Below are 23,678 nucleotides of genomic sequence, written 5' to 3' on the forward strand. Positions count from 1 at the left end.
ACTGTTCAGATGATGAGGAGTGCTCAATGGAGCAAGTAATCGCCGTTCCCGACTACCGTCCTGGGGAGGGGTTGCGCTTCGCTTGGGATGAGGGCTTCGAGATCGATGTCTCCGTGGGGCGATCGGAAGTGCTCATCAAGGCCAACCGTGCGGGGTTGATCTCGCTGGCGCGCCATCTTCTTACGCTTGCGCAGGAGGAGGTGAGGTCTGGGATGCACGTTCACCTTACTGCTGACCAGGAGATCGAATCCGAAACCGATCTGATCCTGGAGCGAATGGCGGACTGAGTTCCTGCGACTCTCGCATATGCGGCTGAACGTGGCCGAGGGTCGAGAAGTAGGGGCCTGAGATGGGATGTGCCGAAGGACTCGAATACCGCAGATGCGGGTTCGTGCCTTCGGCGCGTCCGTTGGGTCAAGTCCTGTGCTGACAGGGCTTGGCGGGCAGTCATCGATGATGCGTACACGCTGAATTGACGGCGCCACTCCCCCTGTCGGAAATGCCATTCCGGTGAAGGGGGCACGGAACTCGGGGCGTTCACCGGTCCGGTGCCGTCTCCGGGCGGCCGTACGTGCGGCCCTTCCAGGCCGCGCCTCTGCCGCGGTAGTGGCGGACCGCCGAGTCCACCGTCATCAGGAGGTAGAGGGACGCGGTGAACGGGAGCAGCAGGGCGAGCCACAGGGGCTGGCGGTAGTAGCGGAGCATCGGGACGTACGTCCCCGCCATCACCGCCCACGCCGCACCCCCCGCCCACGCCGCCGCCGCGTCCCCCGTCCACGCGCCCGCCACCAGCGCCACCGGCGGCACCAGGTAGATCAGGGTCAGGCCCGCCACCGTTCCCACGAGCAGCAGCGGGTTGTGCCGCAGCTGCGCGTACGCGCTCCGCGCGACCATCCGCCACAGCTCGCCCAGGCCGGGATAGGGGCGGACGCTGTCCACCCGGTCCGCCAGGCCCAGCCAGATCCTGCCCCCCGCGCGCCGCACCGCCCGCGCCAGCGACACGTCGTCGATCACCGCCTGCCGGATCACCTCCGGCACGTCCGCCGCCACCGCCGTCTCCGCCCGCAGCAGCACGCAACCGCCCGCGGCGGCCGTCGCCAGGGGCCGAGCCCGGTTGATCCAGCGGAACGGGTACAGCTGCGCGAAGAAGTAGACGAACGCCGGGACCACCAGGCGCTCCCAGAAGCTCGCCACCCGGAGCCGGGCCATCTGCGACACCAGGTCCAGGTCGTTCTCCACGGCCGCCGTCACGAGCCGTCGCAGGCTGTCCGGCTCGTGCGCGATGTCCGCGTCCGTGAGGAGGAGGAACTCCGGTCCCCGCACGCGTGCCACCGCCATGCCGTGCCGCAGCGCCCACAGCTTCCCCGTCCAGCCCGCCTCCGGTTCTCCCGGCGACACCACGGTCAGCGGCAGTCCGCCGTACCGGTCGGACAGCTCCACGGCGAGCTTCCCCGTCCCGTCGGTGCTCCCGTCGTCGACCAGGAGGATCTCCACGCTCCCCGGATAGTCCTGGGCGAGGAGCGAGGGAAGGCTGCGCGGCAGCACCTCGGCCTCGTCCCGCGCCGGGACCACGACGGCCACCGCCGGCCACGCGTCCGGCGGCGTCCGCCGCACCGGTGGCAGCCGCTGGTCGGTGCGCCAGAAGAAGCCCTGGCCGAGGAGCAGCCACATCCAGACGGCCAGGGACGCGATCGAGAACCAGGCAAGGGTGCTCATTCGTGGCAGTCTGCCCCGGATCGCGGGGGACGAACGGCTCATCGGCTAGGGTGACCGGGTGAAGATCGCGCTCATGGACTCCGGAATCGGCCTCCTCCCGGCGGCGGCCGCGGTGCGTCGCCTCCGGCCGGACGCGGACCTCCTCCTCTCCAACGACCCCGACGGCATGCCGTGGGGCCCGCGCACCCCCGAGGACCTGACGGGGCGCGCCCTCGACGTCGCCCTGGCCGCCGCCGAGCACCGTCCACAGGCGCTCATCGTGGCCTGCAACACCGCCACCGTGCACGCCCTCCCCGCCCTGCGCGCCGCGCTCGAACCGGACATCCCCGTCATCGGCACCGTGCCCGCCATCAAGCCCGCCGCCGCGGCCGGCGGCAAGGTCGCCATCTGGGCCACCCCGGCCACCACCGGAAGCGACTACCAGCGCGGACTCATCCGCGACTTCGCCGACGGCGCGGAGGTCACCGAGGTGCCCTGCCCGGGGCTCGCCGACGCCGTGGAGCACGCCGACCGGGACGCCGTGGACGCCGCCGTCGCCGCGGCCGCCGCCCTCACCCCGCCCGACGTCCGGGCCGTCGTCCTCGGCTGCACCCACTACGAGCTGGTCGAGGACCGGATCGTCGCCGCCCTGGAGGCCCGCCGCCGGGCCGGACTGCCGCCGATCGTCTTCCACGGCTCCGCCGACGCCGTCGCCGCGCAGGCCCTGCGCCGCATCGGTGCCGCACCCGCGCCCGACGCGGACCCCACCGGCACCCTCTCGGTCCTGCTCAGCGGACGGCCGGGGCAGCTCCCCGCCACCGCCCTGGGATACGCCGAGGGCCGCACCCTCGCCGCCACCGCCGCCGCGCACTGACGGACCGGGGCGGCCCTGCGCGCCGCCCGCAGCTCGCCGAAACGCTCCCCGCCCGTCACCCAGCGTCATCGCGCGACCCCGCTCCGGCGCGCTGTCCGCGGCGAACCTGGGTACCCTCCCCGTATGAGGGAGCACTCCCGGAAACCGACCCCGCGCGCCGACGAGCCGACCACCGTCGTCTGGACGGGCCGCGCCACCAACCGCTTCCAGTGGGTCGCGGCCGTCGCCGGCGCCGCCTGCATGGCGCTCGGCATCACCCTGGCCGTCGAGTCCCCGTGGACCTCCGGCGCCGCCGCCCTCCTCATGGCGGTGATCGGCTGCGTCGCCGCCGGACTGCTCGTCCTCTTCGGGACCCTCGCCTTCGTCCACGTCGCCGTGAGGGTCGACGACCGGGCCATGGAGGTCCGCTGCGGCCACATGGGCGTACCGCGCCGCCGCATCCCGCTCGCCCAGGTCGTCGGCGCCGACTTCGCGCCCAGCGTCACCCCGCGCCAGTGGGGCGGCTGGGGCTATCGCTGGCGGCCCGAGCAGGGCACCGCCGTGATCGTCCGGCGGGGCGAGGCGCTCGTCCTGCGCCTCGGTGACGGCCTCACCTTCACCGTCACGGTCGACGACGCCGAGTCCGCGGTCCGCGTCATCCGCGACCGCCTCCCCCACACGGCCCCACCGGTGCCGCCCGCCGCGACCGGCGTCTGACCGCGGCGCACGGGACACCCGTACCGCCGGCCGCGCAGACCCTCCGCGCCGGGCCCCACCTCCCTCTCCGCCCACAGGGGCGGCACGTAGACTCCCCAAGGTGAGCGCCACCATCACCCCCGTCGACGCGCCCGGACCCGACACCGCCCCCACGCCGGTCTCCCGGCTGAAGCGGTTCGTACGGCCCGGGGCGGCTCTGCTGTCCGGGTTCCTGCTCTACCTGAGCTTCCCGCCGCGGCCCCTGTGGTGGCTCGCGCTGCCCGCCTTCGCGCTGCTCGGATGGACCCTCCGGGGCCGCCGGCTCCGCGCCGGTTTCGGGCTGGGCTACCTGGCCGGACTCGGCTTCCTGCTGCCTCTCCTCGTCTGGACCGGCGAGGAGGTCGGCGCCGTTCCGTGGCTCGCGCTCGCCGCCGTCGAGGCCCTCTTCGTGGCCGCCGCCGGACTCGGCATCGCGGCCGTCTCCCGGCTCCCCTGGTGGCCCTTCTTCGCCGCCGGGGTGTGGATCCTCGCGGAAGCGGCACGCGCGCGCGTGCCCTTCGGCGGCTTCCCCTGGGGCAAGGTCGCCTTCGGACAGGCGGACGGCCTCTTCCTGCCGCTGGCCGCCGTCGGCGGCACCCCGGTCCTCGGCTTCGCCGTCGCCCTCTGCGGCTTCGGCCTGTACGAGGCCGGCCGCCAGGTCCGCGCCCACCGGGCCGCCGGCACCGTCCCGCGCGGCCCGCTCGCCGCCGCGGCGCTCGCGGTCCTCGTCCCGGTCACCGGCGCCCTCGCCGCGCTGCCGCTCGTCGACGACTCCGCCGAGGACGGCACCGCCACCGTCGCCGCCGTGCAGGGCAACGTGCCCCGACTCGGCCTCGACTTCAACTCCCAGCGCCGGGCCGTCCTCGACAACCACGTGGCCCGCACCCGCGAGCTCGCCCAGGCGGTCAAGGAGGGCCGGGAGCCGCAGCCCGACTTCGTGCTCTGGCCGGAGAACTCCTCCGACATCGACCCCTACGCGAACCCCGACGCGGCCGACGTCATCGACGGCGCGGTGAAGGCGATCGGCGTGCCCACCGTGATCGGTGCCGTCGTCGCCCCCGAGACCGGCAAGCTCCGCAACACCCTCATCCAGTGGGACCCCTCGCGGGGCCCCGTCGCCACGTACGACAAGCGGCACGTCCAGCCCTTCGGCGAGTACATCCCGATGCGGTCCTTCGTACGGATCTTCAACAGCGACGTCGACCGGGTGCGCCGTGACTTCGGCGCCGGCACGAAGATCGGCGTCTTCGACCTCGCGGGCACCAAGGTCGGCCTCGCGACCTGCTACGAGGCGGCCTTCGACTGGGCCGTGCGCGACACCGTGACCCACGGCGCCCAGCTGATCTCCGTCCCCAGCAACAACGCCACGTTCGGCCGCAGCGAGATGACCTACCAGCAGCTCGCGATGAGCCGGGTCCGCGCGGTCGAGCACAGCCGCGCGGTCGTCGTGCCCGTCACCAGCGGCGTCAGCGCGATCATCCGGCCCGACGGCGAGATCGTCGAGCAGACGAAGATGTTCACCCCCGACGTCCTCGTCGCCGAGGTGCCGCTGCGCTCCTCGCAGACCCCCGCGACCCGCCTGGGCACCCTGCCCGAGGCCCTGCTCGCGGCGCTCGCGGCGGCCGGTCTCGGCTGGGCCGGAGCCCGCGCGGTCCGCGCCCGCCGCACCCCGGCGGCCTGAGCACCCTGGACGCCCTCGGTCCCGGCACCGGGACCAGGGAGTCCCGGCACCCGGACCTTCTCGGCCCCGGGGCCGGGGAAGTCCCGGCACCCGGACCGGGGGAGTCCCGGCACCGGGACCGGGGAAGTCCCGGCACCGGGACCGGGGGGTCCCCGCCCCGACCCCGGCCCGCGGATGATCATCTAGGGTCGGGGCATGGCTACTCCTGACTTCATCCGCGAACTGCGCAAGACGGCCGGCCACCAGCTGCTCTTCCTGCCGGGCGTCAGCGCCGTCGTCTTCGACGACCGGGGCCGGGTCCTGCTCGGCAAGCGGGCCGACAACGGCCGCTGGGCGCTCGTCGGCGGCATCGTCGACCCGGGGGAGCAGCCCGCCGACGCCGTGGTGCGCGAGGTGTACGAGGAGACCGCCGTGCGCTGCGTGCCCGAGCGGATCGTGCTCGTGGAGACCCTGCGCAAGCCCGTCGTCTACCCCAACGGCGACATCTGCCAGTACCTCGACGTCGCGTTCCGCTGCCGGGCCGTCGGGGGCGAGGCGCGGGTCAACGACGACGAGTCGACCGAGGTCGGCTGGTTCGCGGTGGACGCGCTGCCGGAGATGAAGCGCTTCTCGTACCTGCGGATCGAGAAGGCGCTCGCCGATGAACCCACATGGTTCCGCACCACAGTGACCGGCTGAACTATGGGCCCGACACACATCGGTGGGGGAGGGGCCCGTTCATAGGGTGCGGAGCATGAGCGCCCCCATCACCGCCCCCGCCACCGCGCCGGGTGCGGACGCCGCCTCGCCCCTGCCCCGCGCCGCGGGCCTCGCCCTCGACCTCACCGGCCGCACCGCGCTCGTCACCGGCGCGGCCGGCGGCATCGGGCGTGCCTGCGCGCTGCGGCTCGCCGCCGCCGGGGCCCGGGTCAGAGCCGTCGACCGCGCCGCCGAGGGCCTGGAGACCCTGGCCGAGGAGGCCGACGCGCTCCCCGGCGGCCTCGAACCCCACCTCCTCGACCTGACCGACCTGGACGCGGCGGAGGCGGCGGCCGCCGGCACCGACATCCTCGTCAACAACGCCGGCATCCAGCTGGTCCGCCCCATCGAGGAGTTCCCGCCGGACGTCTTCCACACCGTGCTCACCGTGATGCTGGAGGCGCCCTTCCGGCTCATCCGCGGCGCCCTGCCCCACATGTACGCACAGGGCTGGGGGCGGATCGTGAACCTGTCCTCCGTCCACGGGCTGCGCGCCTCCGCCTTCAAGTCCGCGTACGTGGCCGCCAAGCACGGCCTGGAGGGCCTGTCCAAGACCGCCGCCCTCGAAGGCGCTCCGCACGGCGTCACCTCCAACTGCGTCAACCCCGGCTATGTGCGCACCCCGCTCGTCGAACGGCAGATCGCCGACCAGGCCGCCGTCCACTCCCTCCCGCCCGAGCGGGTCCTCACCGAGGTCCTCCTCAAGGACTCGGCACTCAAGCGGCTCATCGAACCGGACGAGGTCGCCGAGGCCGTCCTGTACCTGTGCAGCCCCCAGGCCTCGTTCATCACCGGCACCTCCCTCACCCTCGACGGCGGCTGGACCGCCCACTGAGGCGGACATCCGTGAAGCCCGTCCACAGGGGTGGTGCGACCACACCCGCGACCGGTATCCCTGTGTGCATGTCCCACGAAGACGTCCCCTACCTGGAACTCCTCGCCCGGGGAGCCGCGACGGAGGCCTACGACCGGCCCGTGCTCCTCGCCCGCGCGGGCGGCGCGGGCCCGGAGGCGCTCGCCGCGCTCGAAGAGGCCAAGCAGCTCGCGCTGCGGGTCCGCGCCGAGCTGGAGGGGCGCCGACGCCGCGAGGCGGAGCTCTCCGCGCTCTTCGCCACCGCCCACGACCTCGCGGGACTCCGCGACCTCGACGCGGTCCTGCGGGCCATCGTCCGGCGCGCCCGCTCGCTCCTCGGCACCGAGGTCGCCTACCTCAGCCTCAACGACCCGGCCGCCGGCGACACCTACATGCGGGTCACGGAGGGCTCGGTCTCCGCCCGCTTCCAGCAGGTCAGGCTCGGCATGGGCGAGGGGCTCGGCGGACTGGTCGCGCAGACCGCCCGTCCGTACGTCACCGACGACTACTTCCAGGACCCGCGCTTCCAGCACACGCACGCCATCGACGCGGCCGTACGGGACGAGGGCCTGGTCGCCATCCTCGGCGTGCCGCTCAGCCTCGGCAGCCAGGTCATCGGCGTGCTGTTCGCCGCCGACCGCAGGGCCAGGGTCTTCGAGCGCGAACAGGTCGCGCTGCTCGGCTCCCTGGCCGCGCACGCCGCCGTCGCCATCGACACGGCCAACCTGCTCGCCGAGACCCGCTCGGCCCTCGCCGAGCTGGAGCGGGCCAACGGCATCATCCGGGAGCACAGCGCCGTCATCGAGCGGGCCTCCGAGGTGCACGACCGGCTCTCCGAACTGGTCCTGCACGGCGGGGGCGTCCACGACGTGGCCCACGCCGTCTCCGAGGTCCTCGGCGGTACGGTCGAGTTCACCGAGGCGGGCGCCGGCTCCGTCCGCCGCGCCGGCGGCCACGCCGTCCGCGAGGGCGACGACTGGGTGGCGGCCGTCTCCGCGGGCGGCGAGGCGCTCGGCGCGCTCGTCCTCCACGGGCAGCCCGACCTCGACCCCGTCGACCAGCGCACCCTGGAGCGCGCCGCCCTGGTGACCTCCCTGCTGCTGCTCGCCCGCCGCTCGGCGGGCGAGGCGGAGCAGCGGGTGCGGGGCGAGCTCCTCGACGACCTCATCGACGCCCCGGACCGTGACCTCCGGCTGCTGCGCGAGCGGGCCGCCCGGCTCCGCACCGACGGCGAGGCCCCGCACGTCGTGCTCGCCGCCCGCGTCGACCGGGCCGCCGGGGGCGCGACCGGACCCGACGCGGGCCGCCGGGAGAGCGCCGACCGACGGCGGTTGTGGTCGGCTGCCTCGCATCTGGCCGCCACCCGCCACGGACTGGCCTCGGCGCGTGACGGCGGTACGGTCCTGCTGCTGCCGCTCGGCCCCGGGGAGAGCGCCGCCGACCTGGCCCGCCAGACCGCCAAGAGCCTGGGCGGCACCCTGCGCGAACCGGTCACCGTCGGTGCGTCCGCGCCCGTACGGACGCCGTTCGACCGGCCGGAGCAGGTGGCCGTGGCGTACGAGGAGGCCCGTCGCTGTCTGGACGCGCTGGTGCTGCTGCACCGCTCGGGGCAGGGCGCCGCCGCGGAGGACCTCGGGTTCCTCGGTCTGCTGCTCGCCGACGGCCGGGACATCGACGGCTTCGTGGACCGGACGATCGGGGAGGTCGTCGACTACGACCGGCGGCGGGGCACCGACCTCGTCCGCACCCTGGACGCCTACTTCGCCGGCGGCATGAGCCCGGCCCGTACCAAGGACGCGCTCCACGTCCACGTCAACACGGTGGCCCAGCGCCTGGAGCGGGTCGGCCGGCTCCTCGGCCCGGACTGGCAGTCACCGGCGAGAGCCCTGGAGATCCAGCTGGCCCTGCGCCTGCACGCCCTCGCGGACGTGGTCACGCGGAACTGACGTGTCCGGGCCCCGCGCGCGGGGCCCGGACACGGGGCGGATCAGGCGTCGGCGCGGACCCGGGCGTCCGCGGCGGTCCGCTCCTCGATCTCGCCGAGGTCGCGGTCGCGGGTCTCGCGGGCGCAGGCCAGGGCGACGACCGTGAGCAGCGCGGCGGCGATCACGTACAGCGCGATCGGGGTCGAGGAGCCGTAGTCGGCGAGCAGCGCGGTCGCGATGAGCGGCGCGGGGGCTCCGGCGGCCACCGAGGAGAACTGGGCGCCGATGGACGCGCCGGAGTAGCGCATCCGGGTCGCGAACATCTCGGAGAAGAAGGCCGCCTGCGGCGCGTACATCGCCCCGTGCAGGACCAGGCCGACCGTGACGGCGAGCAGCAGGGAGCCGAAGCTGCCGTGGTCGATGAGGAGGAAGAAGGGGAACATCCAGGCGCCGACGCCGACCGCGCCGATCAGGTAGACCGGGCGGCGGCCGATCCGGTCGGAGAGTGCGCCCCAGGCGGGGATGACCGCGAAGTGGACGGCGGAGGCGATGAGGACGGCGTTCAGGGCGGTCTGCTTGCTGAGGCCGACCTGGGTGGTCGCGTACACGAGGATGAACGCGGTGATCACGTAGTACGAGATGTTCTCCGCCATGCGGGCGCCCATCGCGATCAGCACGTCCCGCCAGTGGTGCCTCAGCACCGCCACGAGCGGCATCTTCTCGACCTGCCCGGCGACGGCCTTGCGCTCCTCGGCGGCGGCGAGCGCCGCCTTGAAGACGGGCGACTCGTCGACGGAGAGCCGGATCCACAGACCGACGATCACGAGGACGCCGGAGAGCAGGAAGGGCACGCGCCAGCCCCAGGAGGCGAAGGCGGCGTCCGAGAGCAGCGCGGTCAGCGCCGACAGCACACCGGTCGCGAGCAGCTGACCGGCCGGCGCGCCGGTCTGGGGCCAGGACGCCCAGAACCCGCGCCGTCGGGCGTCGCCGTGCTCGGACACGAGCAGGACGGCGCCGCCCCATTCGCCGCCGAGCGCGAAGCCCTGGACGAGGCGGAGCACCGTGAGCAGGACCGGAGCGGCGGACCCGACGGACGCGTGCGTCGGCAGGAGTCCGATCGCGAAGGTCGCGCCGCCCATCAGGAGCAGGCTCAGGACCAGCAGCTTCTTCCGGCCGAGCCGGTCGCCGTAGTGGCCGAAGACCAGGGCGCCGAGCGGCCGGGCGGCGAACCCGACCGCGTAGGTGAGGAAGGAGAGCAGCGTTCCGACCAGGGGATCGGACTCGGGGAAGAACAGCTTGTTGAAGACCAGCGCGGCGGCCGACCCGTAGAGGAAGAAGTCGTACCACTCGATGGTCGTGCCGATGAGACTGGCGGCGACGATGCGCTTGAGGGAACCGGGGGGTGTGGGAGCGGTTGTTGCGGCGGCCATGTGCACCACTTCCGAGCGGATGACGGGGACGTTCTCGTGTCGCCACACCGTAGGAAGGGGCAGGTCAGAGGCGTATGTGGTGGGACACCATAGTTCGAGGCGCGGGCATGCGGCCGGTCACCATGGCCCGGCGTTCCGGCCCCTTCAGTGCCCCGCTCCGTCGTGGCCCACGAGGGCGAGGAAACGGGGGGTCAGGTCGTCGAGCCACGCGGCGCGTTCCAGGGCGATCTCGCGGAGACGCGCGTCGTCGCTGCGCGCGACCACATGGCCCATGTAGGCCGCGTCGAAACGGCCGTGCTCCTGGTGGAGGGCGCGCAGGGCACGGGCCACCGTGCGTTCGGGGACGTCGACGAGCAGGGCGAGCGGGGCGGTGTGCTGTTTCCACCGGCCTTCGACGGCCCGGCGGAGGAGGGTGTCGAGGTCTCCCGCCCGGCGGATCACGCGGAGGAGCAGGTCGGGCGCGAGGCCCAGGGCTTCCGCGAGGAGGAGGGTCTGGCGGTTGGTCCCGGTCCACTGGTGGTCCCGCTCGGCGCGGGCGTAGGCGAGGGGGTCCATGCCGATGCGCTCGGCCAGGCGGTCGGCGGTGAACTGCCGGGCCAGCCGGTGCTCGCGCAGCGATCTGGGCCGCAGGGCCATCAGTTCGGGGACGGGGCACCACAACGCCCCGGCCAGGGCGAAGAGCTCGGGCTCGGAAGGGGCCAGTGTGCCCTGCTCCCAGGACAGGACGGCGGTCGGCGAGCGGTGCAGGCCCAGCTGGCCCATGGCGGCGGCGACCTGCTCGGGGGTCAGGCCGATGCGCAGGCGGGCGGCCTGGGCCCGCGCGGGGGAGAAAGGAGGGTGGGACACGGGCGGTTCACCTCGGTGGACGGCTGCCGCGCGGCGGGGGCCGCGCGGCGCGGGAGCGGGTCAGCGGGTCCCTGCGGGGCGCGGCCCCGTCCCGTCGTCGTACGAGGACAGCGCCTCCCAGTCGATGGCGCGCCGTCGGCGCCGGTTCTCGAACAGATGGAAGAAGAGGTTGAGCGTGACCGCCGACAGCGTGCCGAGGGTGATGCCGCTGCCCAGGACGGCCCGGACCTCGGTGGGCATGCGCTCGAGGAAGGGCGCGACGGCGTTCGGCAGCATCGCGGCGCCGAGACTGACGGCCAGGATGAGGGCGTTGCGCTCCTCCTTCAGGTCGACCTTGGCGAGGATCTGGATGCCGACGGTCGCGACCATGCCGAACATCACGACGGCCGCGCCGCCGAGCACCGGGTGGGGCACCGAGGCCACGACGGCGCCGGCCTTGGGCACCAGGCCGAGGAGGATCATCAGGAACCCGGCCGCCACGACGACGAAGCGGCTGGTCACGCGGGACATCCGGACCAGGCCGATGTTCTCGGCGAAGGCCACGTAGGGGAAGGAGTTGAGGACTCCGCCGAGCACGGTGGCGAGGCCGTCGGCCCGCAGCGCGCGGCTGACCGTGTCGCCGTCGACCTCGCGGCCGGTGATCTCGCCCATCGCGTACACGTCGCCGGTGGTCTCCACCATGGTGATGAGCATGACGACGACCATCGCGAGCACCGGGAACACCGAGAAGTGCGGCAGCCCGTAGTGGAAGGGCGTGCTGACGCCGAGCCAGCCCGCCTGGTCGACGGCCCCGAGGTCGGCGTCGCCGAGGAGCCAGGCGACGGCGGTGCCGCCGACCAGCCCGAGCAGGACCGCGACGCTGCGCAGGAACGGCCCGCCGAACCGCACGACGAGCAGGATGAACGCGAGGGTGCCGCCCGCGTAGGCGAGGTGCGCGGGGTCCCCGTAGCGCGGCCCGCCGAGGAGCGCCGAGCCGCCTCCGACGTCCTGGAGCGCCACCGGTATGAGGACGATGCCGATGACCGTGAGGAGGGTGCCGGTGACGATCGGGGGGAAGTACCCGGTCAGTTTCCCGGCGAACGGCGCGAAGAGGAAGGCGGCGAGCCCGCCGGCGATCACGGCTCCGTACACCACGAGCAGTCCGGCGGTGCCGCCGCCGGCGCCCTGGCCGATGGCGATCATGGGCGGTACGGCCGTGAAGGTCGCGCCCTGGACGAGCGGCAGCCGGGCGCCGATCCGCCAGAAGCCCCACGCCTGGACGATCGTGGCGATCCCGGCCGTGACCAGGTCGGCGTTGATCAGGTAGACGAGTTCCTGCCTCGTCAGTCCGAGGCTGCTTCCCAGGATGACCGGGACGAGCACGGCGCCGGCGTAGAACGCCAGGACGTGCTGGATCCCGTAGAGCGAGAGCGCGGGGAGGGGAAGGACCTCGTCCACCGGGTGCGTGGTGGTGCGGGATCGTCGGCCCGGGGCCAGTGGTGCCATCTCTGCCTTGCCTGAGGGTAGGTGAATGAGAGGGGGCGGCGCCGGACCGCGTGGAGAGCGCCGGGCCGCGAGAAGGGGGAGAGCCTCGAAGGGGCATCCGGGTGGCCGCGCGGATCGGGCGGTCCACCGGCTGGCGGCACGGGATTGCCGGTGCGCGGCCAGACGTCCAGACAGGGAGGCGGGGGCCGGGTGGAGGACCCGGGCCGGAGACAGATCCTGGCGGATGGGCAGGCCCTCACGCAAGGCGTGTGCTCATGTTTTCGAGGGAAAACCGCACGGTAACTTACGAATCGATGGTGACGACTCGTCGAAACTGCGGAATCCGTTGCCTTGCTCGTGCGGATCTCGGCGGTCCCACGCCCTTGACGCCTCCGGCGGGCCCCTCCCATACTAGCGGCCAAATCGATTTGGCCACCTCGCTTTGGCTCCCCGTCCAGGGCCGGATCGCGGCTGAACCCCCGACGTGTCGATCGCCGATCGGAGCTCGAACGTGTCCAGTCCCCGCCAGTCCCCGCCCCGCACGGACCGACCGCCCCTGCGGCGGACCCCCCGCCCCGCGGACGGGACGGACGTCCATCCCGTCGACGCGTCACGCCCCCTGGGCCGGATCCTCCTCTTCGGGATCCAGCACGTCCTCGTCATGGCCGCCACGCCGATCTCGGCGATCTTCCTGATGAGCGCCACCCTGCGGCTCGACGCCGGCCTGACCGTCGACCTGCTGTCCGCCGCCTTCGTCCTCTCCGGCGTCGGCTCCCTGATCCAGTCGCTCGGCCCCTGGAAGTTCGGGCCCCGGCTGCCGTTCATGATGCTGCCCGGCGGCGCCCCACTCGTGCTGTTCCTCGCCATCGCCGGGCAGCACGGCCTGCGCACGGCGAGCGGCGCGGTCATCCTGACCGCCCTCTTCACCTTCGTCGTCCTGCCCGTCTTCTCCCGCCTCCTCCGCTTCTTCCCCGCCCTCGTCATCGGCACGATGATCGTCATCGTCGGCGTCAACCTCGTGAAGGTCGGTGCCGTCCTGGTCACCGGCCGTCCCGGCGCGCCGGGCTTCGCCGAGCCCATGAACCTCGTGCTCGGCATCGCGACCATCGGCTTCACGGTCGTCTTCTACCTGCTCTCCAGCGGCGTCGTCCGCCAACTCGCCGTCATGCTGGGGCTGCTCGCCGGCACCGCGCTGGCGGCGGCGCTCGGCCGCGTCGACCTCGGCCACGCCACCGACGGCGGACTGATCGGCCTGCCGCACCTGATGCCGTTCGGCTCACCGCAGTTCAACCTGCTCGCCGCGCTGCCGCTGATGCTCTACAGCCTCGCCTCCATGGCCGAGGCCACCGGTCAGACCGTCATCAACGCCGAAGCCGTCGGCAAGGAGATCGACCGGCGCGCCGACGTTCCCAAGACCGTACGGGGGGACGCCCTCACCTCGCTCCTCGGCGGGTTCCTCGGCCTGCCGCTCATGGTCACCAGCGGCGAGAACATCGGCATCGTCCGGGTCACCGGCGTCCGCAGCCGCTTCGTCACCGCCACGGCCGGCGTCCTCCTCATCGGCATCGGATTCCTCGCCCCGGTGACCCGGGCGATCAGCGTCATCCCCTCCGCCGTCGTCGGCGGCACCGCCATGGTCGTGTTCGCCGTGATCACCGTGCTCGGCGTCCAGATGCTCGGCCGCGCCGACCTCGACCGGCACACCAGCACCTTCGTGGTGGCCGTCGCCCTCGCGCTCGGACTGCTGCCGATCCTCGTCCCCGGGGTGTACGACGGCTTCCCGCCGAACGTCCGCATCCTCCTCGAAAGCGGCGTCGCCGTCGGCGCGTTCGTCGCCGCCGTGCTCAACGCCCTCTTCCACCACGTCAGGCCGGGCGTCGCCGCCCGCCTCGCCACCTTCCGCGCGGAAAGCGACCGATGAACCAGCACACCCCCGAACTCCCCTGCCACCCCGGCCCGTTCCTCCTGGTCCCGGATGCCGTCCTGCTGCCCGAAGGCCCTGCCGAGGGCCACGCGGTCGCCGTCGCCGACGGCTCCTTCACCGCCGTGGGACCCGCCGGCGAACTGGCCCGCCGGCACCCCTCGCTCACCCCCGTCCGGCTGCCCGGACAGCTCCTCATGCCCGGCTTCGTGGACGCCCACCACCACCTCACCCAGAGCTTCGGCTCGGCGCTCGCCTTCGGCGAGCCCTCGGAGATCTTCCGCCGGGTGTGGGTGCCCCTGGAGGGGGCACTGGACGAGGAATCGGCCTACGTGGCGGCCAAGCTGGCCGCGCTGGAGGCACTGCGCGGCGGATTCACCACCGTCGCCGACGCCGGGACCCGCGCGGACGTGGACGTCGACGTCGTCGCCTCCGCCACGCGCGACGCCGGAATCCGCTGCGTCCTGGGCCTCGTGTGCAACGACGTCGACAGCGGGGGACCGCCGGACCCGGCCGGGCCGCCCCGCCCCCGCCGCGGCCACACGGTCCTTGACCGTGCCGAACGGCACCTCGCGCGCCACGAGGGCGACCCCCTCGTCCACGCCTCCCTCGCCGTCTCCATCCCCGAGGCCGCCACCGAGGAGACCCTGCGGCGCACCGCCCGGCTCGCCGCGGCAGCCGGGGCCGTCGTCCAGATCCACGTCAACGAGCACCTGGCCGCCGTCGAGCGCTCGCTCGTACGCCACGGCCTGCGCCCCCTGGAACACCTGCACGCGCTCGGCGCCCTCGGTCCCCAACTCCTCGCCGCGCACGCCACCTTGCTCACCCCGCGCGAGATCACGCTGCTCGCCGACACCGGGGCCGCGGTGAGCTACAACCCGGTCGCCAGCGCCTGGAAGGGCAACGCCGTCGCACCCGCCACCACCCTGGCCGAGCGCGGCGTCCGATTCGGACTCGGCACCGACGGGACCCGCGGGGACGGCTTCCGGCTCGCCGAGGCGGCGGAGTTCGCCCAGCGGCTCGCGTACGGCCTCGTCACCGGCGACTCCTCGTGCGGCGCCGGCTGGACGTGGCTGGAGCACGCCACCCGTGGCGGCGCCGACGCCCTGGGCCTCGGCGCCCGGACCGGGACGATCGCCCCGGGCCTGGCCGCCGACTTCCTCCTCGTCGACGTCACCACCCCGGAGCTCGCGCTCTCCTGGGACCTGCCCTGGGAACTCGTACGGCGGGGCAACCGCGACCAGATCACCGCCGTGTTCGTCGAAGGACGGCTCCGGCTCCGGCACGGCCGGCCCGTGGGCTGGGACGGCGAAGCCCTCGTGCGACGCGCGGCGGAGCTGGCCCACGAGGCCGTCGGCCGGGCGGCCATCACCCGGGTGCACCCCACCTCCACGACGGCACGGGAACGGAGCGTCGCGCGGTGACCGGCGAGACGCTCACGCTGCTCGCCGTCACCGTGGCCGCCGCCTCCTTCGTGCAGGGCAGCAGCGGACTCGGCTTCGCCCTGATCGTCGCCCCGGTGGCCGGCATCCTCGATCCAGGACTGCTCCCGGTGTTCGTCCTGGCGTCGATGGTTCCCCTGAACCTGTACGTCGTCTGGCGCGAACGGGCCGCGCTCGACCTGCGCGGCGCGCGCTGGATCGCCGGCGCGCGGCTGGCCGCCACGCCCGGTGGTCTGGCGCTGCTGTGGCTGATCCCGGACCAGGGTCTCGGTCTGTTCGTCGGCCTCGCGACGATGCTCGCGGCCGTCGTCAGCCTGGCGGCCCCCGTCTTCACACCCGGCAGGGCCGCGTACGTCGGCGCGGGCGTGGTGACCGGCCTCACCGAGACCGCCACGGGGGTCGGCGGCCCGCCGCTGGCGCTGGTCTACCAGCACCGGCCGCCGGGCGAGCTGCGCTCCACCGTCGCCCTGTGCTTCCTCGTGGGCGAGGTCGCCTCGCTGGCGCTGCTGTTCGGGACCGGGGAGGGAGACCCGGCGGACCTCGGATGGGCGCTCGCGCTGACGCCCGCGATCGCCGCGGGCGCGTGGGCGAGCCGCCTGGTGCACCACCGGGTCGACGCACGCCGGATGCGCCTGTTCGTCCTCGTCTTCGCCCTGGTGTCGGGCGTCGTCCTGATCCTCGGCGCCTGACCGGTCGGCCGACGCCCGCCCCGTGCTCCGGGGCGGGCGGTCAGGTACCGGTCGTACGGCGCAGCGACGAGGCCCGCGCGATCACCGTCGGCGCGGGCACCGTGGCCACCCGGGCGGAGGTGTCGCCGCGCAGCCGGCCGAGCAGCAGGTCCACCGCGGCGGCCGCCGCGCCCACCAGATGGAGGTCGACGGCGGTCAGCGGCGGCTCGCACGTCCGGGCGCGGAGCCCGTCGTAGCGGGTGACGACCATGACGTCGTCCGGGACGGCCCGCCCGCTGTCCCGGATCGCCCGCACCGCCCCGACCGCGAAGGCGTCCACGAGGGCGCACACCGCGTCGACCTCGGGGTGCGCGGCGAGCAGGGCGGCGCAGCACTCGTATCCCGCCTGCTCGCCGCCCGCCTCGGGCGCGGTCGCGACGAGCGGCTCCCAGCCGTGCTCCTCCGCGAGCCGCTCGTACGCCGTGCGGGCGTCGACCGACGAGTGCCGTGCCCCGGAACCGATGATCAGGGCGGGCCGCCGGGCCCCCTGCTCCCGCAGATGGGACAGCAGCACCTCGGTGACGAGGCCGCCGCGCAGGTCGACGTACGGCACGTCCTCGTCGGGCGCGACGGGACGGCCGAGCGCCACGTACGGCAGCCCCCGCTCCTTCAACCGCGCCGCAGCCGCGTCGTCGACGTCCGGCTCGACGACGATCGCCCCGTCGATGTCGACGGAGTACAGCGCCGCCCCCGACTGCACGGGCGGCACGAGCACGAGCGCGTACTCGTGCAGGAGCGCGCTCTCGGCGGCAGCGGCGGCGACCTCCATGTAGAACCCGAGCCGGGAGGGCCCGCCGGCCACCGCGAACGGCATCGAGGAGGCGAGCGCGATGGCCCGGGCCTCCCCGCGCCGCAGCCGCTGCGCCCGCAGGTTGGGCCGGTAGCCCAGGTCGGCGGCGACCTCCTTGACGCGCTCCCGGGTCCGGGGGTCGACCTTGCCGATCCCGTTGAGGGCGTGGGACACCGTGGTGCGTGACACGCCGGCGGCACGCGCGACGTCGGCGATCGTGGGCGGTCTCGAACCGGGCCCGGAAGGGGGCATCTGCCGTCGCTCCTCATGTCCTCGGACGCTGCTCGCCACAGCTGGCGCCCCCATTCTCGCCGACGCGCGCGGCTGCGCCGGAGCCCCCGTCAGAGAGGGCGCCGGCTCGCGGACAGAGCCAGGGAGCGCACCCACGGCCGGTGGGACAGGTCCTCGACCCCGCGGCGCGAGAGCGTCCCGCTCAGGACGGTCCGTCCGGGTGCCGCGACGTCCACCCCCGCGCCGCGCAGGGCCTCGCGCTGTGCCGCCGTGGGCGCCTGTTCCAGGAGGACGGTCACCAGGAGGTTCCTGACCTCCGGGTCGCCGTCCGGGGCGTCCACGGCGGCCGAGAGGGACGGATCGAGCTTGGCGTAGTCCATGGCCCGATTCTGCCCCGGTGGTCACAGCAGGGAGGCGTCGACGAGCCCGTGGCCCCACTTGGGGTCGAAGGATCCAGGGGTGCCGCCCGGGACGGCCGCCGCGGCCGTCAGGAAGGAGCGGATCTTGTCGGGATCGGCGCTGGGGTCGCCTTCGAGGAGCAGTGCGACGAGTCCCGCGATGAACGGGCAGGCCATGCTCGTGCCCTGGAGCGCCAGACGGCGGTTGTCGATCATCAGGGCCCGCTGCAGTCCGACGGCGTTGCGGGACAGCGTGGAGACGATCATCGCTCCCGGGGCCGTGACGTCGGGTTTCGGCATGCCGTCCCGGCGCGGTCCCTCACTGCTGAAGCCCGCGATGTCGTCCGCGACCAGCCAGGTGGCCACGCGCTGGGCGCCGTCGATGTCCCGCCACTCGGTACGGGTCGTGGACGCGGCCACGGTGATCGCCGAGGTCGCCGCCCCCGGCGAGCCGATCTTGAGCGCGTCGTGCACGGCCGGACCGCTGAACTGCGGCTGGGGATCCGCCTCCGGCTGACCGAGGATCCAGACGTCGGCCCGGGAGCTCTGGCCGTTCACGCCCGCTCCGCGCAGCACGAGCCGCCACCGCGGCGAGCCGGTGGTGGGGGCGGTGGAGGTGGGTTCGACGGCCACGAAGAAACTGTGGTCGCCGTTGGCCGGATCGGGGCCCGGCGTGACGATCTGCACGGTGCCGTCCGCCAGGTCGTACGAGCGGACCGGGCTACCGGAGGTCAGCACGCGCTGGAACGCGGTCGATTCGCCGGACGGCGACGCGACGGCGACCTCCAGCCGGTCCCCGCCCGCGTACCAGCCGTTGAGCCAGAACAGGTCGGGGCGGCCGTCGACCCGCCCGGGATGGCAGGGCACGGACGCGGTCGCGCCCTCGGTGACGGTGAGCCGGGCGTGGATGTCGTCCTCGCCCTCGTTGCCCGCGGCGCAGCACACGATCCTGCCGGGGCCGCTCTCCTCCTCGATGGCGAGGGACATGACGTCCGTGCCGTCGTGCGGGTCGGAGTGGCCGCCCAGGCTGAGGTTGACGACCGCGGGCATGTTCATCTCGTCCGCCACGCGGAAGACGTACTGGATGCCGTCGATGATGTGGGCGTCCTGGAAGTCCGTCTTGACCGCGACGATCCTCGCCCCGGGGGCGATCCCCTCGGTGCCCGCGGCGATCCCCGCGACATGGGTGCCGTGCCCTTCGACGTCCCGGGACAGCACCGCTCCGCCCGGCGCGAAGTCGGTGAACTCCGCCCCGTACGCGCCCTCGGGGACCCCGCTCCCGCCGGCCAGCGTCTGGTCCCAGACGCGCTCGATCCGCCCGGAGAACTCGGGGTGCCCCACGAAGACGCCCGTGTCCACCACACCGACGAGCACGCCGTCCCCGGTCCGGTCGAGGCGGGCGCGGAACTCGGGGACGCCGACCTTCGCCTGGGCCAGGTCCCGGCACGGCCGCAGGTACGAGGCCGGTACGATCCGGCGCACGCCCGGCTGCGCGGAGAGCTCCTCCAGGGCGTCGAGGGGGACGATTCCCGTACGGATCGACCGCCCGCCCTCGTTGATCTCGGTGTCGCCCGCTCCGACGGGAGGGGCGTCCGGTTCGCACTCCACGGTGACGACGACGCGCAGCGGCTTGGCGCGCTGCTCGACGGAGACGAGCCCCATCATGCCGGCCGGCCTCCTCAGCGGGGCACGCCGGCGGCCTTCCTGTACGTAGCGTTCATAGGTCGCAGCCAGCGGCGGCGCCAACTTGTGGACGGTCATGACCGTCTCCCATCCGTGTGAATTCCCTCGTCTGCCGTTTCAGGGCCCACTCCCGGAACTCCGGGTGCCGCCACAGCGGCCGGAGGTCCGGGTCGCCCGCGAGGTGGACGAACCAGTCGTCCAGGAGCTCGGAGTTGCGTACCGATGCCGTGAGATGACGGAGGGCCTGGTGGGCGGCCTCCCCCGTCCGCGCTGCCCAGGCGACGCCGTCGCCCTCGGGTCGCGGTCCGATCAGCCGCGCGTAGAAACAGGCGGCGTTGTACTGGACGAGTCCCGCGATCTGGATCCGGCCCTGCGCCTCGCCGTCGCTCGCGGAGCGGACGGACGTGGCCCGGTTCCGGTGGGACTCGGCGTACCGGCAGGCCTTCAGGAGCCGGCGCTCCTGCTCCGCGAAGTCGGAGCCGTCCCACCGGAGGTACGTCAGGGACGGCACCACCTCGTCCCGGGCGAACCGGTCGTGGAGGCCCCGCGACAGGATCGCGGCGTCGACGGCGGCCCGGGTCGGCCTGCGCAGGGTCCCGGTCGGCCGGACCAGCTCGCGGTAGAGCCCCCGGGTCTCGCAGGCCCACCAGCGCCTGACCAGCGGGACGAGGTCGAGGTCCGCGCGCAGGGCCGTGAGCACGGCGAGGGAGGTGGCGACGAAGTGCCGTCGCGCCGCACCCGGGTCCTCCTCGCGACCGTGTCCGCTCGCGCGGTCGAGACCCGCGCCCGTGAGGGCGCTGTCCAGGCGCTTGCGCCATGCCTCGTCGGTCAGCCAGAGGTCCAGCCACTCGTCCACCAGGTCCAGGACGATCCCCGCGCGGTAGCGGGGCTGGGTCATGGGCGGGTAGGTCGCGACGAGCTCCAGGTACATCTCCAGGGCCTGGAGGTAGCCCACGGCGCTGCCCTCCTTGAGCAGGGCCAGTTCCGAGCGGGCCAGTCCGTTGGCCGGGTCCAGGTTCACCGCGGCGGTGAACTCCCGTTCGGCGTGCTGCTTCGTGCCCCCGTTGCGCAGCATGTCGACGCCGTCCCGGTAGTGCCGCAGTCCGCGGCCGTTCTTGGCGCGCCACTTGGTCCAGCGGGGAATGCCCGTGGTGCTCGCCACGGCGAGCTGCGCCACCGTGTACGCGGCCTTGTAGACGGCCTCCTCCTCGGAGTCCGCCCAGTAGGTGTCCTGGAGGACGCTGCGGTGGGTCGACTTCTCCGTCATGTTCACCGTGACGCCGTACCCCGTTCCGGACCGCTGGACGTGGCCGGTCAGCCGCCAGCCGCGCTGGGGGAACGCCGACTGCCAGGCCAGGGCGAGCAGTTTGGTGAAGAGGTCGCCGTCCTTGGGCTTGGCCTCGTAGAGCACGGTGGGGAGGCTGAGGACCGGTTCGCCGCCGGGCAGCGGCGGCGGTGTCTGCACCTGGGTGGCGAGGATGGTGCGCATCTTCGCGGTGCAGGTGGCGGCGTGGCGTCCCGAGGCGCCCGGACTGTCGCTGTCCGACCGCGGATTGGCGTACAGCAGGTCGTCCACCTCGATGGCGATGGAGCCGCCGCGCGCGTTGCGGATCTCCAGGATCCGCACGAAGCCCACGAGCAGGGCCGTGAGGACGATCCAGGTGAAGACGCCCGGGGCGAACTGGTAGGAGAGGTCCTCCTGCGGGCCCAGGCAGAGCAGCCCGTGCTCCAGCAGACAGCCGACGGTGACCCCGACACCGTCGATGACGGAGACGTCGACGGTGCCGCTCGCGCCCCCGGGAGAGGTGGCCATGGCCGCCTCCACCGCGAGCACGCTCCAGGTGACGAGTGCCGCCACGAGCATCAGCCGGTTGGTCCACCGCGACACCCGGGGGGCGGCGAGGAAGAGCACCAGGCCGGAAGACAGGACGACCCACAGAAGGATCGGGAGCCACCAGCGGTCCATGGCCAGGACCACCACCCTACGCATGCGCCGTATGCGTACTCCATCCGCTTATGTCGTATATGCTGCTCCGAGAGGGGCAGCATCGTCAAGGGTGGTCCTGATCATGAGCGCCGAACCGCCGACGGCCCGTCGGGGGCGCCTGACCCGGGAGCGCGTCCTGGGCGCCGCGCTGACGGTGGCGGACACCGAGGGCCTGGCCGTGCTGAGCATGCGGCGGGTGGCGGTGGAGCTCGGCGTGGAGACGATGGCGCTGTACCGGTACACGGAGAGCAAGGACGACCTGCTCGACGGCCTCGTCGAGACCCTCTTCCTGGAGGTGGAGGAGCGGCTGCCGGACGCCGTCCGCACCCCGGCGCCCCCCGCCGGAAAGCCCCTCCCCCTCCCCGACCTGCGGGAGGCGCTGCACCTCATCGCCCGCGAGATGTACCGGGTCGCCGGCACGCACCCGAACATCATCTCCCTGTGCGCGAGCCGCCCCCTGATGGTCCCGCTGGCCCGGCGCCCCCAGGCGGTGCTGCGCTTCCACGAACGCCTGCTGGCGCTGCTGCGGGCGGCCGCCCTGGAGGACGCCGCGGCCCTGCGGGTGTACCGCGCGTACATCTCCTGGGTGCTGGGCTACATCGTGATCGACCGGCGCGCGGTGGTCGACGACCCCGACGAGCCCGACCCCGCCTTCCGCCTCGGCCTGCACCGCCTCCCCGCCCGTGACTTCCCCATGCTCCGGGCGTACGGCCCCGCCCTCGCCGAACGGGGCGGCGAGGAGCAGCTCGCCGCGGGCCTCGACGCCCTCCTGACCCGGCTGGGCCCGGACGCCTGACCCCGCTCGGTCCAGGACGTGGTGGGGTTGCCGCCCGTGCCCGGCACTCGCATTGTGTGGCGCGACGACATGCCCCGTGCTGTCCCTCCCCGCCTACCGTGTGCGGACCCGGTGCCGGGACGCGCATCGGGCGGACGCGCCCGGGGGCGCACGAGCGGGGGAGCCGCACCATGGCCGACAGACGGAGTCCGAAGAGCCGGTGGAGACTGCGCGCGGCGCGCGTCCTGGCCGTGCTGGGGGTCGTCGCCGGCGCCGCCGTGGTGGCGCCCGGCACCGCGAGCGGCGCCGCGGCCCCCTCGTACCTCACCCGCGAGGCGGGCTACGGGGCGGGGACCGTCACCAACGGCTGGGAGAGCGTCGAGCGTTACCTCGACACGACCGCCGGATTCCGGACCGAGGGCTTCCCGGCGGACGGCCGCGGCGACCAGGACGGCAAGCGCGTCACGTACTTCGGCGGCGTCTCCCGGCCCTCCTCGGGCCGGTTCCTGCTCTACTCGGCCCCCGGCTGGAACACCGGCAGCCGCACCACCCCGGTGCTCCTCGTGCACGGCGCGAACGACACCGCGGACCGCGCCTGGGCCAACCCCGGCGAGTCGGGCGGCTACGGCTGCGGCGCCGCCACCTGTCCGTCGACCGGGCTCATGCAGTACCTGGCCCAGCGCGGCCACCGCGTCTTCGCCGTCGGCTTCGCGCACAAGCAGGGCGACAACCTGATGCAGGCGCAGATCGTCGGCGACGCCATCGCCGTGATCAAGGCCAAGCTCGGCGTCGACAAGGTCGACCTCGTCGGCTGGAGCAAGGGCCAGATGTCCACCCGCGCGTACGTGTCCTCCCTGAAGCCGAGCTGGGGCCGGGCCTACGCGGGCGACGTCCGCCGGCTGATCACCCTCGGCGGCCCGAACGGCGGCTACGACTACCCGTACGCCCACGGCTGGGCCCATGACTTCTCCCTCTGGCCCGAGTGCGGCGGCAAGGTCAACGCGCCCTCCCCGCACTCCCACATGACCTGCTACGGCCTCTACACGGCCCACCCCGAGTTCTCCATGACCCCGTCCGGCGGCCAGGACAACTACCCCGGCCAGCGGCAGATGCTGGCCCGCTGGGACGGGGTGTACGGAGTCGACGGCGCCGCGCAGGACTGGTACACGACGTACTACGGCGGCCAGGGCTTCTACACGGCGGGCAGCGGCATCCAGGCGGCCATCGACGCCGGATCCCTGATCGCTCCGCTGCAGGGCGCCGGAGTGCCCGCCTCCGTCACCACCTACCTGCTGGCCGGCGGCTCCGCCGACATCGTCGGGATCTTCAACGAGAACCGGGGCCCGAGCGACGGCGTCGTGTTCATCTCCAGCGCGCTCGACACCACCGGCATCCCCACCGTCGGCGGCAAGGCCACCGTCGCCACGGCCAACCACCTCGAACTGGGCTGGGCCGGAGCCGCCGCCGCCCAGGTCGCCACCTGGCTCTCCTGAGAGACCTCTC

The 23,678-nt window shown here is 73.7% G+C and carries 20 protein-coding genes; 12 read left to right on the plus strand and 8 right to left on the minus strand.

Features of this window, described 5'->3' with window-relative positions:
• The first annotated feature begins 26 nt into the window (after positions 1-26).
• Positions 27-287: an Imm32 family immunity protein gene (locus tag ABTY59_RS28400; protein ID WP_352021888.1), complete on the plus strand. Its 261-nt coding sequence runs from the start codon at positions 27-29 to the stop codon at positions 285-287.
• Positions 288-537: 250 nt separating this feature from the next.
• Here ABTY59_RS28400 and ABTY59_RS28405 read toward each other — a convergent pair whose 3' ends face one another.
• The gene (locus ABTY59_RS28405) at positions 538-1,716 is read right to left on the minus strand and encodes a glycosyltransferase (RefSeq protein WP_352021889.1); all 1,179 of its coding nucleotides are present in this window, start codon (positions 1,714-1,716) and stop codon (positions 538-540) included.
• 58 nt (positions 1,717-1,774) lie between these two features.
• On the opposite strand from ABTY59_RS28405, the gene ABTY59_RS28410 reads away from it, so the two are divergent.
• The 6 genes from ABTY59_RS28410 (at position 1,775) to ABTY59_RS28435 (ending at position 8,501) form a co-directional block, all read left to right on the plus strand.
• The gene (locus tag ABTY59_RS28410; protein ID WP_352021890.1) at positions 1,775-2,569 is read left to right on the plus strand and encodes a glutamate racemase; all 795 of its coding nucleotides are present in this window, start codon (positions 1,775-1,777) and stop codon (positions 2,567-2,569) included.
• Between the two features lie 123 nt (positions 2,570-2,692).
• A complete protein-coding gene (locus tag ABTY59_RS28415; RefSeq protein WP_352021891.1) occupies positions 2,693-3,265 on the plus strand; it encodes a hypothetical protein in 573 nt (190 codons plus the stop codon).
• 100 nt (positions 3,266-3,365) lie between these two features.
• Positions 3,366-4,964, plus strand: coding sequence for an apolipoprotein N-acyltransferase (gene lnt, locus ABTY59_RS28420; protein WP_352021892.1), 1,599 nt, complete (start codon positions 3,366-3,368; stop codon positions 4,962-4,964).
• 195 nt (positions 4,965-5,159) lie between these two features.
• Positions 5,160-5,642, plus strand: coding sequence for an NUDIX hydrolase (locus tag ABTY59_RS28425; RefSeq protein WP_352021893.1), 483 nt, complete (start codon positions 5,160-5,162; stop codon positions 5,640-5,642).
• Between the two features lie 55 nt (positions 5,643-5,697).
• A complete protein-coding gene (locus ABTY59_RS28430) occupies positions 5,698-6,537 on the plus strand; it encodes a 3-hydroxybutyrate dehydrogenase (protein ID WP_352021894.1) in 840 nt (279 codons plus the stop codon).
• 68 nt (positions 6,538-6,605) lie between these two features.
• On the plus strand, positions 6,606-8,501 hold the full coding sequence (locus ABTY59_RS28435) for a helix-turn-helix domain-containing protein (protein WP_352021895.1): 1,896 nt from the start codon (positions 6,606-6,608) through the stop codon (positions 8,499-8,501).
• A gap of 41 nt (positions 8,502-8,542) precedes the next feature.
• Here the strand turns inward: ABTY59_RS28435 and ABTY59_RS28440 are convergent, their stop codons facing one another.
• From ABTY59_RS28440 to ABTY59_RS28450, 3 genes are all read right to left on the minus strand, one after another.
• Positions 8,543-9,910 (minus strand): MFS transporter, encoded by a 1,368-nt coding sequence (locus tag ABTY59_RS28440; RefSeq protein ID WP_352021896.1) that lies wholly within the window; start codon positions 9,908-9,910, stop codon positions 8,543-8,545.
• Positions 9,911-10,054: 144 nt separating this feature from the next.
• Positions 10,055-10,756, minus strand: coding sequence for a helix-turn-helix domain-containing protein (locus tag ABTY59_RS28445; RefSeq protein ID WP_352021897.1), 702 nt, complete (start codon positions 10,754-10,756; stop codon positions 10,055-10,057).
• Between the two features lie 60 nt (positions 10,757-10,816).
• Positions 10,817-12,241: a nucleobase:cation symporter-2 family protein gene (locus ABTY59_RS28450; protein WP_352021898.1), complete on the minus strand. Its 1,425-nt coding sequence runs from the start codon at positions 12,239-12,241 to the stop codon at positions 10,817-10,819.
• A gap of 535 nt (positions 12,242-12,776) precedes the next feature.
• Here ABTY59_RS28450 and ABTY59_RS28455 point away from each other — a divergent pair.
• The 3 genes from ABTY59_RS28455 to ABTY59_RS28465 are packed head-to-tail and all read left to right on the plus strand — an operon-like array spanning position 12,777 to position 16,272.
• A complete protein-coding gene (locus ABTY59_RS28455) occupies positions 12,777-14,141 on the plus strand; it encodes a uracil-xanthine permease family protein (protein ID WP_502995438.1) in 1,365 nt (454 codons plus the stop codon).
• Positions 14,138-15,565, plus strand: coding sequence for an amidohydrolase family protein (locus tag ABTY59_RS28460; RefSeq protein ID WP_352021900.1), 1,428 nt, complete (start codon positions 14,138-14,140; stop codon positions 15,563-15,565). Before ABTY59_RS28455 ends, ABTY59_RS28460 begins: the two co-directional genes overlap by 4 nt.
• Positions 15,562-16,272 carry a TSUP family transporter gene (locus ABTY59_RS28465; RefSeq protein WP_352021901.1) on the plus strand — a complete coding sequence of 237 codons (711 nt, stop codon included), beginning with the start codon at positions 15,562-15,564 and terminating at the stop codon, positions 16,270-16,272. Before ABTY59_RS28460 ends, ABTY59_RS28465 begins: the two co-directional genes overlap by 4 nt.
• Before the next feature lie 40 nt (positions 16,273-16,312).
• Here the strand turns inward: ABTY59_RS28465 and ABTY59_RS28470 are convergent, their stop codons facing one another.
• The 4 genes from ABTY59_RS28470 to ABTY59_RS28485 form a co-directional block, all read right to left on the minus strand.
• Positions 16,313-17,353 (minus strand): LacI family DNA-binding transcriptional regulator, encoded by a 1,041-nt coding sequence (locus tag ABTY59_RS28470; RefSeq protein WP_352021902.1) that lies wholly within the window; start codon positions 17,351-17,353, stop codon positions 16,313-16,315.
• An 89-nt stretch (positions 17,354-17,442) separates the two neighbouring features.
• Positions 17,443-17,712: a hypothetical protein gene (locus tag ABTY59_RS28475; RefSeq protein ID WP_352021903.1), complete on the minus strand. Its 270-nt coding sequence runs from the start codon at positions 17,710-17,712 to the stop codon at positions 17,443-17,445.
• Positions 17,713-17,733: 21 nt separating this feature from the next.
• Positions 17,734-19,395 carry a S8 family serine peptidase gene (locus ABTY59_RS28480; RefSeq protein WP_352021904.1) on the minus strand — a complete coding sequence of 554 codons (1,662 nt, stop codon included), beginning with the start codon at positions 19,393-19,395 and terminating at the stop codon, positions 17,734-17,736.
• Between the two features lie 52 nt (positions 19,396-19,447).
• Positions 19,448-21,403 carry a hypothetical protein gene (locus ABTY59_RS28485; RefSeq protein WP_352021905.1) on the minus strand — a complete coding sequence of 652 codons (1,956 nt, stop codon included), beginning with the start codon at positions 21,401-21,403 and terminating at the stop codon, positions 19,448-19,450.
• A gap of 79 nt (positions 21,404-21,482) precedes the next feature.
• Between ABTY59_RS28485 and ABTY59_RS28490 the strand changes: the two genes are divergently transcribed.
• Both ABTY59_RS28490 and ABTY59_RS28495 read left to right on the plus strand, forming a co-directional pair.
• Positions 21,483-22,196, plus strand: a complete 714-nt coding sequence (locus tag ABTY59_RS28490; RefSeq protein ID WP_352021906.1) for a TetR/AcrR family transcriptional regulator — start codon at positions 21,483-21,485, stop codon at positions 22,194-22,196.
• Between the two features lie 170 nt (positions 22,197-22,366).
• Positions 22,367-23,668 (plus strand): esterase/lipase family protein, encoded by a 1,302-nt coding sequence (locus tag ABTY59_RS28495; RefSeq protein WP_352021907.1) that lies wholly within the window; start codon positions 22,367-22,369, stop codon positions 23,666-23,668.
• Positions 23,669-23,678 lie beyond the last annotated feature (10 nt).

This window comes from Streptomyces sp. NPDC096079, from assembly GCF_040303145.1.
Taxonomy (GTDB): domain Bacteria; phylum Actinomycetota; class Actinomycetes; order Streptomycetales; family Streptomycetaceae; genus Streptomyces.

Coding starts and splice junctions, on each gene's coding strand:
- ABTY59_RS28400 (WP_352021888.1), top strand. CDS start 27: ATGGAGCAAGTAATCGCCGTTCCCGACTACCGTCCTGGGGAGGGGTTG.
- ABTY59_RS28405 (WP_352021889.1), bottom strand. CDS start 1,716: ATGAGCACCCTTGCCTGGTTCTCGATCGCGTCCCTGGCCGTCTGGATG.
- ABTY59_RS28415 (WP_352021891.1), top strand. CDS start 2,693: ATGAGGGAGCACTCCCGGAAACCGACCCCGCGCGCCGACGAGCCGACC.
- ABTY59_RS28425 (WP_352021893.1), top strand. CDS start 5,160: ATGGCTACTCCTGACTTCATCCGCGAACTGCGCAAGACGGCCGGCCAC.
- ABTY59_RS28430 (WP_352021894.1), top strand. CDS start 5,698: ATGAGCGCCCCCATCACCGCCCCCGCCACCGCGCCGGGTGCGGACGCC.
- ABTY59_RS28435 (WP_352021895.1), top strand. CDS start 6,606: ATGTCCCACGAAGACGTCCCCTACCTGGAACTCCTCGCCCGGGGAGCC.
- ABTY59_RS28440 (WP_352021896.1), bottom strand. CDS start 9,910: ATGGCCGCCGCAACAACCGCTCCCACACCCCCCGGTTCCCTCAAGCGC.
- ABTY59_RS28450 (WP_352021898.1), bottom strand. CDS start 12,241: ATGGCACCACTGGCCCCGGGCCGACGATCCCGCACCACCACGCACCCG.
- ABTY59_RS28460 (WP_352021900.1), top strand. CDS start 14,138: ATGAACCAGCACACCCCCGAACTCCCCTGCCACCCCGGCCCGTTCCTC.
- ABTY59_RS28470 (WP_352021902.1), bottom strand. CDS start 17,353: ATGCCCCCTTCCGGGCCCGGTTCGAGACCGCCCACGATCGCCGACGTC.
- ABTY59_RS28475 (WP_352021903.1), bottom strand. CDS start 17,712: ATGGACTACGCCAAGCTCGATCCGTCCCTCTCGGCCGCCGTGGACGCC.
- ABTY59_RS28480 (WP_352021904.1), bottom strand. CDS start 19,395: ATGATGGGGCTCGTCTCCGTCGAGCAGCGCGCCAAGCCGCTGCGCGTC.
- ABTY59_RS28485 (WP_352021905.1), bottom strand. CDS start 21,403: ATGCGTAGGGTGGTGGTCCTGGCCATGGACCGCTGGTGGCTCCCGATC.
- ABTY59_RS28490 (WP_352021906.1), top strand. CDS start 21,483: ATGAGCGCCGAACCGCCGACGGCCCGTCGGGGGCGCCTGACCCGGGAG.
- ABTY59_RS28495 (WP_352021907.1), top strand. CDS start 22,367: ATGGCCGACAGACGGAGTCCGAAGAGCCGGTGGAGACTGCGCGCGGCG.